This is a genomic window from Haloarcula amylolytica JCM 13557, from assembly GCF_000336615.1.
GTDB classification, from domain to species: domain Archaea; phylum Halobacteriota; class Halobacteria; order Halobacteriales; family Haloarculaceae; genus Haloarcula; species Haloarcula amylolytica.
Genome location: NZ_AOLW01000024.1, coordinates 189,736 through 204,159, shown reverse-complemented (window position 1 = coordinate 204,159; position 14,424 = coordinate 189,736). Strand labels below are relative to the sequence as shown.

The following is a 14,424-nucleotide window of genomic DNA, read 5'->3' as shown; positions in this document are numbered from 1 at the left end:
TGTTACCGGGTCACGTTCAGTCCTTGCTCAATGTCCGCGGTGAACTCCTCGTCGATGTCGACCGCAGTCCCGGCGTTCCGGACTGTATTCGTCGCGACCACGCCCGCGTTGCCCGACCGGAGTCGGATGCCGGCCGCTGAGGCGTCGCTGACCGTGTTGCCCGTGATGGTGAAACTGTACGGTCGCTCTGCACTCCGTGCGTCGGTGTTGTCAGCATCCGCTGGGACCGTTCGCGCAAGGATGCCAACCGGACAGTTGTCGACCTGATTACCCGAAATAGTGATGTCGGACGACCGGGCTCTGGGGGTCCCGGCCACCTCCTCCCGGAGGTGAGTTTCCTTGTACTCGATTTCGATGCCAGCCTCGCCGCCGGGGTCGGGTGCAAACTCGGTCAGGTCCCGGCAGACGTTCCCGACGATGGTCCCGCGCTGGGCCGGCGAGCAGGCAATGAGGCTGTGGCCGCCGTCGACGGCGACGTTGCCGATGACGGCGAAGTTCGAGACGTTGTACGGGGCGATGTTGTTGAACTTCACGCCGACGACGCGGTTGCCGGCGATGACCACGTCGCTCGACTGCCGGAGGTCGCGGTCGCTGCCGGTCGGTGCGGCCCGGCTGGTGATACCGTACCAGTTCGGATTGACGACCTCGTTGTGTTCGACTGTTACACCCGTACATCGCGTGAACGACAGCGCCATCTGGAAGCCGTTCACCGTACGGTTGCGGGCGATGTAGACGCCGTCGCACTGGTCGGCCTGGATGGCCTGGTTGTTCAGTTGCGTTCCGTCGGCGTCGAACTCGATGCCGGTGACGGCGACGTTGTCACCGCGCACGCGAACGAGGTCGTGGCCGGCCGGCAGCGGGTTCGACTGGGACTCCGACGGCGCGGGGTCCTCAGCCGTTCCCGTCTGCGAGACGACGAACCGGGTTCCCTGTTGTCCGGTCAATGCGGTGTTGTCGCCCATCGTCGCCGGGCCGCCAAAGCGGAAGGTGTCGGCGCTAGCGACAACGGGCCCGCCGCTGTCCGGCACGTTGTCGAAGGCATACTGGAACGCCTCATCGGCAGTACCGCCGGTCGAGAACGCGACGCTGCCGCTGCCGTCGAGCACCAGATACTCCGTTCCGTTGCCGTTCCCGTTTGATTGTCCGGCTCCCGTCGTGACGAGGTACAGCGCTCCTGCCCCCGATAGTCCAGCCCCCGTCTGTGCCTGCCCGGTTCCGCTGAACAGTCCGATGCCCGCTACGGCACCGATACTGGACAGCACGGACCGGCGTGACGCCTGCCAGCCCGATTGCTGTGACCCAGTACCAGCTCCGTTTATGTCAACAGTCATGTATCTGGGGCTGCCCGCCCGCTCGCAATAACCGCTTATAATAGCAGTCTGACCCGTACGTACTCGTCCATACCTGAACTGTCAGTCCTACATAGCTGGCAAATCTCCGGGAGTGCGGTTGGTGGCGACACGGGTTTCCAATCACCGGAACGCGACACCCGGGCTCACTATCCCCACCGTTGACAGCAGATTTATGCCGACAGCGACGGGACGATACGGTAATCCGACGTGGGCTCCGACGACTCGCCGTTCGACGACGTATCGGCAGACCGGGACTACCTCCGGGTCCTGCTCACTGCCGTCTGTGTCGTCGCCGTGGTGCTGGCGACGGCGACCCTCCCGATTCTGGCCCCTGGTGGGACACAGAGCCCGATGGAGTCCATTATTCCTCTCCCCCAAGAGAACCCGTTCGGGGAGGCTGGGGGAACCTCGACCGGTGGCAGCGGGGGGCAACTCGGCGCGCTGAACCCGGGAAGCCAGACTGATGTTGGCGGCTCGCTCGACAGCGGCGACAGCCCGTACCAGTCACAGGACACGGAGCCGCATTTCACCGTCACGAGTTCGGAACCGGCGTACTGGCGGACCGGCGCGTACGAAACCTACACCGGCACAGGGTGGGACGGACGCGCGGACCCGCAGGCTTACGAGGGGGCGATGGCGGTCGACGGGATGGCCGACACGACAGTCGACTACGAAGTGCGACTGGCCAAGTCCGCCACGTCGCTGCCGACCGTCTGGCGGCCGAAATCCGTCTCGCGCGGCGACGTAATGGTTACCGAGTACGGCGCGGTCACGTCCGAGCGGCCGCTGCCCGCCGGAACGACATACAGCGCGACTAGCGTGACGCCCCCCGACGACCCGGAAGTGCTGCGGACGAGTGGCCGCGATTACCCTGACGCCATAGAATCGCGCTACACGGGCGTGCCGGCGTCGACCTCGGCGCAGGTGGGGCCGTTCACCGACCGGCTGACCGAGGACAGCGACTCGCCCTACGAGACGGCGGCGACCATCGAGGGGTGGCTGGAGGCGAACAAGAACTACTCGCTAAACGTCAGCCAGCCGCCCGAAGACGACGTGGCCTCGGAGTTCATCTTCCAGATGGACGAGGGGTACTGTGAGTACTTCGCCACCTCGATGGTCGTAATGTTGCGCAGCCAGGACATCCCGGCGCGCTATGTCGTCGGCTACTCGACCGGCGAGCGGACCGGTCAGAACCAGTACACCGTTCGCGGGATGAACGCCCACGCGTGGGTCGAGGTGTACTTCGAGGGCGTTGGCTGGGTGCAGTTCGACCCGACGCCTGGCCAGGAGCGTCTGGAATCCGAGCAGCAGGCGATGCAAAACAGCAGCCAGGAGTACAGCGCCGCGGAGTCCGGGAGCCCCGACGAAGAGTTCGCCGTCGGGACGCCGGCGGACGAGCCACAGACCGAAGCCCCGACTGACGGGGCTGGAGAGGAGTCTGGCGGTGACGAAACCGAGGGCACCGAGACAGGTGCAGACGGGACCGGTGACAGCGACGAAACCGGCGACTCGGGCGACGGCGAGACGGTCTCCCAGTCCGGCGAGTTCGTCATCGAACTCAACCGGACGGCGACGCCGGGCGCGGCGGTGGCCGCGACGGTGACTCGCGACGGCGCGCCGGTCGAGGGCGCGACTGTCTCGTTCAACGGTGAGCCGATCGGAACGACGGGGCCGGACGGCACCGTTTCCGGGACGGTCCCCTACGAAGACGAACTGACGATTAGCGTCGATGCACCTGACGACGAGGACGCACTCGTCGCCCCGTCGGTCCCGCGGGACAGCACTCGCGCGTTTGCTGTCGCCGGCCCGCAGGCCCAGCAGTCGACGAACGCGAGCTACGAACTGAACACGAGTGCATCGGTGAGCATCACCGGCGAGCGGGTCACCGGTGGCGAGGTGACTGTCACTGCGACCGTCGACGGCGTCCCGGTGCGGGACGGCGATGTGCTGCTCGACGGCGAGCAGGAGGCGACGACGGACCGGCGGGGGCGGGCAACGCTCACGCTCCCGACCGAACCGGGCAACGCCTCGATTGCCGTCGAGCGGGACGCTGTCAGCGGCAACACGACTGTCGCGCTCGAACGGCTCTCCGTGGCAACGTCGCCGTCGCTCCCGCTGGCCTTGCCCGTCGCTGGCCAGACGGTGAACGCGACGATGGGCGGGGACCCGGTCACGAACGCGACAGTTGCCGTCGGCGGAGAGCCGACAGCACGGACCGGTGCGGCCGGTCAGGCGACGGTCGGGCTGCCGTTCGCGGCCAGCGCCGAAATTTCCGTTTCGAAGTACGGCCAGACGGCCACGACGACGGTCGGTGGCTTGCTCGTCAACGCCGCGGGCGTCGTGCTCGCTCTCGGTGTTCTCGTCGCTGGGACGGTCATCGGTGCTCGTCGGCGAAACGTCACGCCGGGGACGGTATGGGACTGGGTTCGGGCCGCACGCGAACTCGCAGTCGGGGTGCTCGTCGGCATCGCGGTGATGGCCGATGACCTGCTGGGCCGCCTCCGAACGCGACTCGAACGCACTGTCACGGCGCTCCGGGACCTGCTCGCCGGCCGCCGGTCCCCTTCGGCATTGCTCGACGCGTTGCGAGTGTGGGTCAACGAACGCCTTTCAGCGGCCGAAGAGGCAGCCAGCGATGCGGTGGCGGCCGTCTCCACCACTGAATCGAACGGGGGCGACGGAACGCCCGCGGCCCGCGTCACCATCCGCGAGGCGTGGACGCGTTTTCTGACCCACGTCTCGCTCCGTCGGTACTGGATGCGGACGCCCGGTGAAATCGCGACCCACGCCATCGAACGGGACGGCCTTCCGCCGGCCGCGGTTCGGACGGTCCGGGACGCGTTCCGGGCGGTCGAGTACGGTCAGCGAGACCCACAGGAGCACGTCGCGGCCGTCGAGGACGCGATTCGGACTATCGAGGCGGCCGCCGGGCAGCAGTCCAGCGCGACCGACGACACTGACGACGCGACGGAGGGGCGGCCCTGATGCGCTTGCGAACGGTCGTCTTCGGGACTGTGGGGCTGCTGGCGACCGCCGTCGCGGCCGCCCTCATTGTTGCGCCGACGGCCGCCGGCGAGTCCCTGGTCGCCGTGTTCGGCAGTGTTGCCCCGACGACCGCCCTCCTCGCCGGGAGCCTGACCGTTGGGCTCTGTGCGGTTCTTGCCGGCTGGCTCGGTGGGCTCTTCGGCGGTGGCTCGGCGACCGCCTTCGACGTGGCTATCGACACCCCGCCGGAAGACGTGACGGCCACGGGGAGTCGGCTGTTCGCCGCCGACATCGACGCGGCCATCGACGACGCGGTTGCGGGCGACGACGAGGCGATGGACACGGTCACCGAGCGACTCGCCGCGGCGGCGACGACGGCCTACGCTGTCGGCAGCAGTGTCTCGCAGGCGTCCGCCCACCAGGCAGTACGCGCAGGGACGTGGACCGACGACGCCGTCGCGGCGGCACTCCTTTCCCCGACAGAGTCTCAGTCGTTGCTGGCCCGGCTCCGGCTGTGGCTCGACCCGGAGAGCGAGCGCCGCCGCCGCATCCGCCGGACGGTCGACGCCATCGAGCGGATGTCGGGGGGTGAGCGCTGACGATGCATCGCCGCGTGCGGCGCTGGAGCGGCGGCCTCGCGGCGGCGCTGTTTCTCGTCAGCGTCTCGCTTTTGACCGCCGAGCCGCTGTTGCTCGCGGCGACCGCAATCCCCCTCATCTACGTCGCCTACGGCGCGTTGTCGAGGATGCCGGCGGGAACCGACTTGCAGGCGGCACGGTCCGTCTCCGACGCCCAGCCGACGCCCGGCGAACCGGTCGAGGTCGAACTCACCGTGACCAATACGGGCAGCAGTTCGCTGACCGACGTGCGGGTCATCGACGGCGTGCCCGAGGAACTGGCTGTCGTCGAGGGGTCGCCGCGGCTCTGTACGTCACTGCGGCCAAACGAGAGCGCCACGCTGTCGTACGCCGTGATGGCCAAGCGCGGGACCTACACGTTCGGCGCCGCCGCGGTGCGGGTGCGGACGCTGTCGGCCAGCGACGAGGTGACCGTCGACCTGCCCGTCGCCGGCGACGGGACGCTGACGTGCTCGAACACCGTCTCCGAAGTGCCGATGGCCGACGCCACGCTCCCGCGGGCGGGGACGCTTCCGACCGACTCCGGCGGGAGCGGCCTCGAGTTCCACTCCACGCGGAGCTACCAGCCCGGTGACCCGGTCAACCGCATCGACTGGCGGCGCTACGCCAAGACCGACGAGCTGACGACCATCGACTACCGGGAAGAACAGGCTGTCAGGACGGTGCTGGTCGTCGACGCGCGGCCGCCGGCCCGCGTGACACCGGAGCCCGGGTTCCCGACCGGAGCCGAACTGTCGGCCTACGCCGCCGAGCGCCTGTTCGATGCCCTCTCCCGGACCAGCGTCGTCGCGAGCGTCTGTGCCGTCGGACTGGCCCCGGAGGATGTCCCCGGCGGGCTCGGTCCCGATGGACTGGCGTGGGTCGACGCCTCGGGCGGCCACGCGGCCGCCCACGCGAGACAGATATTCGATAGCGTTGGCCGCGCTGCGGCCCGGCAGTCGGATACCGACGCGGCCGATGTCGCTGATGTGTCCGAGGACGAGTCCTCAGAGCAGTCCCAGGGCGGAGATGTGAAGGTGACGACAGCTGATGGCGGCACAATCGAGGACTCGGACCTGCTCGCCGTGCTCGCTCGGCTCCCGCCGACCGCGCAGGTGGTCGTGTTCTCGCCGGCCGCCGACGACTGGCCCGTCTCGCTGGTATCGTCACTTGCGGTCCGTGACTACCCGACGACCCTGGTCAGTCCGTCGCTGGCCCGCGGGGACTCGCTCGGCGCGGCCGTCGCCGGCACCGAACGCACTGCTCGGCTCCAGCGGGCCGAACTGTCCGGCGCGACCGTCATCGACTGGGACCTCGACAGCCCCATCGACGTAGCGCTCCGTGCCTCGCTCGCGGACCTGTTCAGCGTGTAACTATGGACGACACGATCTCACTCCCGACCCGGATGCCCTGGACCAGCCTCGCAACCGTCGTCGGCGTGACGGCGCTGCTGGTCGCGGGACTGCTGGGGACCGTCTCCGCCGACCGGGCCGCGCTCGTCGGCGTGGCCACCGGCGTCTTGCTGGCGCTGTCGCTGTGGCTGAGCGGCTGGGACCGCTGGCAGGCGGTCGGGACGGCTCTGGCCAGCGCCCTCGCGCTGCCGGTCGCCGTCGGGCTCATGGTCGCCACCGGCGGCACGGTCGCCTCGCTCGGCGCCGAACTGTTTCCCGTCACCTCGCAGACTGGCGTCCGACCGGCGGTCGTCACACTGCTGTCGCAGGTGGTCGTCGTCCTCGGCTGCCTGACCGCCGTCTTCGGTGCGACCGCGGCCACCCGCGGCGTCGTCGACACTGAGCGGGTTGGGGCCTACGGCGGCCTCGTCGTGCGGACGACCGCCGTTCCGTTCGCTGTTGCCCTCGTGCTGTTCACGCGAGGGGCCGTCGACTTCCTGCAGTCCAACACTGGGACGCCGGGCGTCCAGCAACTGACCGGCGAACTGCTCACTCGGGTGCTGGAACCGATTTTCGACCCGGTTCCCGGGCGGACGCACATCGCTATCTTCAGCCTGCTGCTCGCCCTCGCCGCCGCGGCGCTGGCCCGCGGCCTCGACGCCTTGCCGCTTGCCGAACTCGTCCCGGAGACGAGCGACGCGCCCGACGTCGACAGGGCCGTCGCCGCCGTCGAGCGAACGCTCCGGTGGACGGGCCGGCTCGCCTTGCTGGTCGCACCGGTCGCCGGCCTGTTCGAACTGGGCCTCGGTCAGGAACCCATGGCCGAACTGCTCCCTGTCGGGCTGTACGACCTGCTCGTCACAGTTACGGCCGCGCCGGGCCTCCGCGGGCTCCTCTGGTGGCTGTTCCTCACTGGGACGGCCGTCTCGGTGGCTGTCTGGTTCCTCCGGCGGACGGTCCAGAGTTCGGCCGACCGCGTCGGGACCGTTCTCGCACCGTACGTCGGCGGCGGCGTCATCACGCTCGCCGCGGTGGGGGTCGCGGGGCCGGCAGTCGATGCCATCGAAACGGCGCTCCGGGCGACGCCGGCCGCGGCGGCCGCCGAACAGTTCTTCGTTCCGATACTGGACGTGTACGGCCCCGAGACCGTCACGCTGTCACTGGCCGTCGTGGCGCTGTTTACCGTCGTCGGCGCAGTTGGACAGCTGTGGCTGGCGCTGGCGACGAATTATCTGCGTGAGCGGACGGCCGGCGTCACGCTCGCCGCGGCCGGCCTGTTCGGTGCGAGCGCGTTCGCGGCGACGCTTGACACCTCGGCGTGGCTGGTGCTCGCGGGGCTGGTCGGTGCGGTCGTCGTCTGGGACGCCGGTTCCTTCGGGACGACGCTGGGACACGAGGTCGGCACCGGGGCCGCGACGCGCCGCACCGAACTCGTCCACACCGGCGGAACCGTCGCGGTCGGCGGCGTCGGCGCGGCGGTGACGCTGGGTCTGGCCGGCGTCGCCCGGGGTTCTATCGCTGTCGAGCCGTCGGTCGCCGTGGCTGGTCTCGTGGTCTGTCTCGTCGCCGTGCTGGCACTCGTGGCCGCGATACGGTAGGGCGCACCGAACAATCCATTGTGGTGTGGTGACAAGCAAGTAGCATGACCGACCGGTCCCCGCTGGAGCGAGCCAGAGACAACGTGACGGAACTCACCTCTCTGGCGGTCACCGGGTTCTGGCTCGTTGCTCTCCTCACCGGGCAGGAGTGGTGGCTCGTGGCGCTGCTCGTCGGCTACGTCGTGGTCGTTCCGCTGACCGAACTGCTGTACGGCGATGCGGACGAGGAGGCGGAAGATATCGAGGAAGCGGACCCAGCGCCGTCGAGCGATACTGGCGACGAAACACCGCTGGAGCGCCTGCGCTGCCGCTACGCCGAGGGCGAACTGACCGACGAGCAGTTCGAGCGGAAACTGGAGCGGCTGCTGGAGACGGAGACGCTGGAGGACGCCGAGGACGCGACTCGGGACGAGCGGGAACGGGAGTTCGAGCGGAGCTGAGTGGGTGTAGCGTAGCCGGTCGGTGTCGTTCTCAGTCCGAGCGGATGTCGGGCATCGACTTCCTCGGCGAAAGCGATGGGTTTCGCCGCCAATCCTATGAGTCAGTGGGCGGCCATCGAGGACAGGACGTTGAGGCAGTACACGCCGGCGACGATGAGCGCGATCCCGACGACGCCGACGGGGTCGACCGGTTCGTCGAACACGACGGTTCCGATGGCCGCGACACCGACGATACCCAGGGCGGCCCACGTCCCGTAGACGACGCCGATGGGGAGCTCCTCCAGGGTCAGCGAGACGAGGTAGAACGCCGCGCCGTAGCCGAGAACGACGCCGAGGCTGGGAACGGGCTTCGAGAACCCCTCCGAGAGCTTGAGCGCGGTCGTTCCGAGCAGTTCCGAGGCGATTGCCGCTCCGAGCAACACGTACGGATTCATAGTGAGAACGCCGGCCGGCGGTGGGATGAACGTACTGAAACGCCCCGCCACTTTCGGTGTGTTTCGGCCGCTCGGCGGCTCTGGCGGCGCTTCCGGCGGCAGGGTGCCCACATCGGCGGCGCTCCTCGCGCCGGCCGCACCCCGCGTCGAGTCCGGTCCTGTGGACCTTTGTACCGGCCGCTCGACCACCCGACGATGACCGAACTGGCCGAACTCGGGCTCTCGAACTACGAGGAGACGGCGTATCGGACGCTGCTGGTGACCGGTGCGGTGTCCGCGAGCGACCTCTCCGACGCGAGCGGCGTCCCTCGGGGGCGGATCTACGACGTGCTCAACGGCCTCGAAGCCCGCGGGATAGTCCGGACCCAGTCGACTGACCCGACGCGGTACACCCCCGTCGACCCGGAGACGGTTGTCGACAGGCTGCTCTCGGAGCGGACCCGCGAACTGGCGTCGGAGTTCGATCGGTACCGGTCCGTCGCCGCGTCCGTCAGGGCGGACCTCCTGCCCGCGCCGCCCGTCGACAGCAGTTTCTGGCTCGGATCGCTCGGAAGCGAGGAGATGCGGGCGGCGATGAACCGGCACGTCAGGACCGCCCGAGAGCACGTCCGGGCGACCGTCGGTCCGCCGTACGAGCGCGCGTCGTGGGAGACGCTCCAGACCGAGGTCGACGCGTTCCTCGACGGTGTGGGCGAGGACGTGCGGGTCGACCTGCTCTGTAGTGAGGCGGTACTCGACGTGCTTCCCGAGTCTTTCCCCGACCTGCTCGCCGACCGCAACGCGGCGGTCCGGGCGGTGCCGACGGTCGGGGTCTCCTTCGACGTGATCGACGCCGCGGCGGTGACGGTCGACGTTCCGGACCCGCTCTCGCCCGCCGACAGGCTCGGCGTGGTCGGGATCACCGATTCGGAGGTCGCGGCGGCGTTCGAGGCCCGCTTCGAGCGACTGTGGGTCGAGGCGGAGCCGTTGCTGGGGCGGTAATCCGGAACCGACTGACGGCCCCCCGTCTCAGCGGCCGGGGCTGACTGCGGGCACCTCGACGCGGTCCAGCACATCATCGACGACGGTCGCCGGGTCGACCCCGCGAACGCCCGCGTCGGCGGTCAGGACGAGTCGGTGAGCGAACGCTTCCTCGACGACGCTCTTCACGTCGTCGGGAACGGCGTAGTCGCGGCCGTCCAGAACCGCGGCGGCGCGAGTCGCCTCGAACAGCCGCTGAATACCACGCGGGGAGACGCCGACGTCCACGCGGTCGTCCTCGCGGGTGGCGCGGCCGAGTTCGACGACGTAGTCCCGGAGCGTGCCGTCGACGGTGACCGATTCGACTGTCCGCTGGAGCGCCGGCAGGCGCTCGCCGTCGATGACGCTGGTGACGCTCGGAGCCTGTGCTGTCCGGTCTGCCCGCCGGTCGATGAGTTCGCGTTCGCCGCCGAAGTCGGGGTAGCCCATCGACGTCTTGACGATGAAGCGGTCCCGCTGGGCCTCTGGCAGGCCGAAGGTCCCCTCCTGCTCGACGGGGTTCTGCGTGGCGATGACGAAGAACGGCTCGGGCAGGTCGTGGGTCACGCCGTCGACGGTCACTTGCTTCTCGCCCATCGCTTCCAGCAGCGCGGCCTGCGTCTTGGGCGGTGCGCGGTTGATCTCGTCGGCCAGCACGACGTTGGCGAAGACGGGACCGGGCTGGAAGTCGAACTCGCCGGTGGCCTCGTTGAACACGTTCGAGCCGGTGATGTCGGACGGCAGCAGGTCCGGCGTGAACTGCACCCGTTTGAAAGAGAGGTCAAGCGCCGTCGCGAACGACTGGGCGGTGAGCGTCTTCCCCGTGCCCGGCACGTCTTCCAGCAGGACGTGCCCCCGGGCGAGAATCCCGGTCATGACGGTTTCGAGGAAGTGGTCGTCAGCGATAACGGCACTGCCGACGGCGTCGAGAATCTGTCGGCTGGTTCGTCCGGCAGTGTCGTGGTCCATACCGGCGTGTAGACAGCCACCGACAAATACCCTCTCCCTCGGGTCCACAGGTCGGCGGACTGATACCGTGCTACCCTATCACAATAAGAGAGTATTGCCGTAACTCTGAGTTATAGATAGCTAGAGATATATGCATACTGCACATGACCGACGACTACGGATTCGGGACGCGCTGTGTCCATGCCGGCCAGGAGGAGCCGGATCCGGCCACAGGGGCACGCGCGCCGCCCATCTATCAGACCTCGTCGTACGTCTTCGAGGACGCCGACACCGCGGCCGACCGGTACGCGCTGGAGGACGACGGCAACGTCTACTCGCGGTTCGACAACCCCACTGTCAGGATGCTCGAAAACCGCATTGCGTCGCTCGAAAACGCCGTCGACGCCGTCGCGACGGGGTCGGGGATGGCCGCGCTCGACGCCGGGACGTTCGTCCTCGCGGCCAACGGCGACAACATCGTGACGGCCTCCTCCATCTACGGCGGCACGCACTCGTACTTCTCGAAGGCCGCCAGTCGGCGGGGCATCGAGACGCGGTTCGTCGACACGCTCGACCCGGACGCCTACGCCGCGGCCATCGACGAGGACACGGCCTACGTCCACTTCGAGACCATCGGGAACCCCTCGCTCGTGGTCCCGCCGATGGAAGACATCGCCGAGGTGGCGCACGACCACGGCGTCCCCGTCTTCGTCGACAACACGTTCGGGACACCGGCGCTCTGTAACCCGCTCGATCACGGCGTGGACCTCCTCTGGGAGTCGACGACGAAGTGGATTCACGGCTCCGGCACAACTGTCGGCGGCGTCCTCGTCGATGGCGGCTCGTTCCCCTGGGACGAGTACCCCGAGAAGTTCCCGGAACTGGGCGGCGAGAACGAGGCCTTCGGCAAGAACTTCGCCGAGGCCTTCGGCGACCGCGCCTTTTCGGTCGCTGCCCGCCAGCGCGCCCTCCGATCGCTGGGCGACGGCCAGAAGCCCTTCGACGCGTGGGCGACGCTCCAGGGTGCTGAGACGCTCTCCCTGCGAATGGAACGCCACTGCGAGAACGCGATGACCGTCGCACAGCACCTTCAGGACCACCCCGAGGTCGCCTGGGTCACCTATCCCGGACTGGAGAGTCACGAGACCCACGACCTGGCACAGCAGTACCTCTCGGGTGGGTTCGGCGGCATCGTCACCTTCGGGCTGGAGGACGGCTACGACGCCGGCCGACGGTTCTGCGAGGAGACGGACCTCGCCCAGTTCCTCGCCAACATCGGCGACGCCAAGACGCTGGTCATCCACCCGGCCTCGACCACCCACGCCCAGCTCAGCGAGGCGGAACAGCGTGCAAGCGGCGTGACGCCGGACCTCCTCCGGTTCAGCGTCGGCATCGAAGATCCCGAGGACATCATCGGGGACATCGACGACGCCATCGAACGAGTCACATGAACGTCGAACACAACACAGTCTCGCTGGGCGAGTTCGAGTTCGACTGCGGCGAGACGATTCCGGACCTCGAAATCACCTACGAGGCCTACGGGGAGTTCGACGGCGACAACGCGGTGCTGGTCTGTCACGCGCTGACCGGCAGCGCCCACGTCGCCGGCCGCGACCGGGTCGACAGCGCCGACCAGGCCCGCGCCTGGTGGGACGACATCGTCGGTCCGGGCAAGGCTATCGACACCACGGAGTACTACGTCGTCTGTGCGAACGTGCCCGGCTCGTGCTACGGGTCGACGGGGCCGAAAAGCGAGAACCCGGAGACGGGCGAGCCCTACGGCACCGACTTCCCGCCGGTCACTGTCACGGACTGGACTGAGGCCCAGCGCGCGCTGCTTGACGAACTCGGGATTCCGCACCTCCACGCGGTCGTCGGCGGCAGCGTCGGCGGCATGAACGTCATCGAGTGGGCCAAGCGTCACCCGGACCACGTCGACCGCATCGTCCCCATCGCCGCGGCCGCGCGACTGGACACGCAGTGCCTCTCGCTCGACGCCATCGCCCGCCGGGCCATCACGACCGACCCGAACTGGAACCAGGGCCACTACTACGGCGAGGACCAGGACCCACCGAACGACGGGCTGGCGCTGGCCCGCCAACTGGGCCATGTGATGTACCTCTCGAAGGCGTCGATGGAGCGCCGCTTCGGCCGCCGCGCCGCCGGCCGGGACGCCGTCCGCACGTTCCCCACCGATGCCGCGGGCGCGTTCTTCCCGTACCGCGACGTGGAGTCGTATCTCGACTACAACGCCGAGAAGTTCACCGAGCGCTTCGACGCCAACAGCTATCTCTACCTGACGCGGGCGATGGACAACTACGACCTCGCCGCCGGGTTCGAGTCCGATGCGGACGCGCTGGCGGCGTTCGACGGCGACGCGCTGGTGATGTCTTTCACCGCCGACTGGCACTTCACCACCCAGCAGGCGGAGGCGCTGGCCGACTCGCTCCGGGAAGCCGACGCGAACGTCGCCCACCACGTCATCGACTCCGACCACGGCCACGACGCGTTCCTCGTGGAACCGGACAACGTCGGGCCGCCGCTCGCGGACTTCCTCGACGACGGCGTCGCGGGCAAGGCCGTCACCGATTCGGTGGTCGAGGACTCACAGGAGAGTGACTTCGCACCGGTCCACAATAGCCTCTTCTCGCGGTAGCGACGCGAGTGCCGTTCGCCGACAGGCGGGTTCGCTGGCCCCGATTCGGCTCGCTAATCATGCACAGATCCACGCTAGCATTTAACATATATCGGCACGACTAGTTCTATGTATGGCTGACATGACCACGAACATCGAAAGTGAAGAGTACTCGTTCGGACAGACGGTGTACGACGAGGACGGGGACGCACTTGGCACAATTCGCGGGTTCGACGAACACGGCTTCTACGTCACGGTCGAGGACGGCATCGAGTCGCTGTCGAGCGAGCATCTCAGCGCCGGGGCCGCGGGCGAGGCCGAACTGATGTGGCGCTGCTGGGAATGCGGCGAGATGGGCCAGATAGAGGACATCCCCGACGAATGCCCGTCCTGCAACGCGCCAAAAGAGGATATCTACTACTGGCAGGAGGATTGAGGCGACGCCCGCGTGACAGGCCGCTTACGCCTGCTCGAATCGCTCGGCGACGGCCGGTCCGACTGACTCCCGCACGGTCTCAACGGCCGACGACGGGAGCGAGAACCGCAGCGTCGTCCAGTCGAGTTCGAGAATTGCGTGCCCGTCCGCATCACCGATGACTACGTACACCAGTGTCCCCCCGTAGACCCGCGCCAGCGCGTCGAACGTTTCTGCCGTCACCGGCACCGCTCCGGTCGTGTGGGTGTCGGTAGCTGAAACGTCGGTGTGGCCCGCGAATGTCTCGACAGCGAACCGCTCGCGCTGGGGAGTGTCTCGCCGGCCGACACCGAGGTGGACAAAGGCCTTTTCGGGGGACCGCGGTGACGCGTCCAGCACCGCCGCGAGTACGTCTAGCCCGACCGCTTCGTCGGGCTCGGTCAGTTCGAACCGACGTATGGTTTCGTCTTCAGGCCAGGTCGGCCCCGGTTCGACGCCGCCGCCGATACCCTCCCACGCCGTGACGATTGTCTCGGTCAGCCGGCCGATGCCGATTTCGTCGATAGCCCGAACTACCGCCTCGGCGTCGTCGGAGTCGCCCATGGCCGCT

General features: G+C 68.4%; 13 protein-coding genes. 9 read left to right on the top strand and 4 right to left on the bottom strand.

The window, feature by feature from the left end; genetic code table 11:
• Positions 1–2 precede the first annotated feature (2 nt).
• Positions 3–1,331, bottom strand: a complete 1,329-nt coding sequence (locus tag C442_RS13440; RefSeq protein WP_049942980.1) for a NosD domain-containing protein — start codon at positions 1,329–1,331, stop codon at positions 3–5.
• Positions 1,332–1,559: 228 nt separating this feature from the next.
• Between C442_RS13440 and C442_RS13435 the strand changes: the two genes are divergently transcribed.
• Genes C442_RS13435 through C442_RS13415 form a run of 5 tightly spaced genes read left to right on the top strand, consistent with a single transcriptional unit; the run spans position 1,560 to position 8,383 of the window.
• Positions 1,560–4,337, top strand: a complete 2,778-nt coding sequence (locus C442_RS13435) for a transglutaminaseTgpA domain-containing protein (protein ID WP_008311286.1) — start codon at positions 1,560–1,562, stop codon at positions 4,335–4,337.
• The gene (locus C442_RS13430) at positions 4,337–4,936 is read left to right on the top strand and encodes a DUF7269 family protein (protein WP_008311284.1); all 600 of its coding nucleotides are present in this window, start codon (positions 4,337–4,339) and stop codon (positions 4,934–4,936) included. The genes C442_RS13435 and C442_RS13430 overlap by 1 nt, the downstream gene beginning before the upstream one ends.
• Before the next feature lie 2 nt (positions 4,937–4,938).
• Complete coding sequence (locus tag C442_RS13425; protein ID WP_008311283.1) at positions 4,939–6,327, top strand: DUF58 domain-containing protein; 1,389 nt, start codon at positions 4,939–4,941, stop codon at positions 6,325–6,327.
• Between the two features lie 2 nt (positions 6,328–6,329).
• Positions 6,330–7,943 carry a DUF7519 family protein gene (locus C442_RS13420; protein WP_008311281.1) on the top strand — a complete coding sequence of 538 codons (1,614 nt, stop codon included), beginning with the start codon at positions 6,330–6,332 and terminating at the stop codon, positions 7,941–7,943.
• A 44-nt stretch (positions 7,944–7,987) separates the two neighbouring features.
• Positions 7,988–8,383, top strand: a complete 396-nt coding sequence (locus tag C442_RS13415) for an SHOCT domain-containing protein (RefSeq protein WP_008311278.1) — start codon at positions 7,988–7,990, stop codon at positions 8,381–8,383.
• A gap of 101 nt (positions 8,384–8,484) precedes the next feature.
• Here C442_RS13415 and C442_RS13410 read toward each other — a convergent pair whose 3' ends face one another.
• Complete coding sequence (locus C442_RS13410) at positions 8,485–8,817, bottom strand: DMT family transporter (protein ID WP_049942979.1); 333 nt, start codon at positions 8,815–8,817, stop codon at positions 8,485–8,487.
• A gap of 195 nt (positions 8,818–9,012) precedes the next feature.
• On the opposite strand from C442_RS13410, the gene C442_RS13405 reads away from it, so the two are divergent.
• Positions 9,013–9,798 (top strand): TrmB family transcriptional regulator, encoded by a 786-nt coding sequence (locus C442_RS13405; RefSeq protein WP_049942978.1) that lies wholly within the window; start codon positions 9,013–9,015, stop codon positions 9,796–9,798.
• Positions 9,799–9,825: 27 nt separating this feature from the next.
• Here the strand turns inward: C442_RS13405 and C442_RS13400 are convergent, their stop codons facing one another.
• Positions 9,826–10,785 (bottom strand): AAA family ATPase, encoded by a 960-nt coding sequence (locus C442_RS13400; protein WP_008311274.1) that lies wholly within the window; start codon positions 10,783–10,785, stop codon positions 9,826–9,828.
• Positions 10,786–10,928: 143 nt separating this feature from the next.
• Here C442_RS13400 and C442_RS13395 point away from each other — a divergent pair, with 143 nt between their 5' ends.
• From C442_RS13395 to C442_RS13385, 3 genes are all read left to right on the top strand, one after another.
• Positions 10,929–12,215, top strand: coding sequence for an O-acetylhomoserine aminocarboxypropyltransferase/cysteine synthase family protein (locus C442_RS13395; RefSeq protein ID WP_008311273.1), 1,287 nt, complete (start codon positions 10,929–10,931; stop codon positions 12,213–12,215).
• Positions 12,212–13,420, top strand: a complete 1,209-nt coding sequence (gene metX, locus C442_RS13390; RefSeq protein ID WP_008311271.1) for a homoserine O-acetyltransferase MetX — start codon at positions 12,212–12,214, stop codon at positions 13,418–13,420. Before C442_RS13395 ends, metX begins: the two co-directional genes overlap by 4 nt.
• Before the next feature lie 112 nt (positions 13,421–13,532).
• On the top strand, positions 13,533–13,835 hold the full coding sequence (locus C442_RS13385; protein ID WP_008311270.1) for a DUF7130 family rubredoxin-like protein: 303 nt from the start codon (positions 13,533–13,535) through the stop codon (positions 13,833–13,835).
• A 24-nt stretch (positions 13,836–13,859) separates the two neighbouring features.
• On the opposite strand, the gene C442_RS13380 is transcribed toward C442_RS13385, so the two are convergent.
• Positions 13,860–14,417, bottom strand: coding sequence for a hypothetical protein (locus C442_RS13380; protein ID WP_008311269.1), 558 nt, complete (start codon positions 14,415–14,417; stop codon positions 13,860–13,862).
• Positions 14,418–14,424 lie beyond the last annotated feature (7 nt).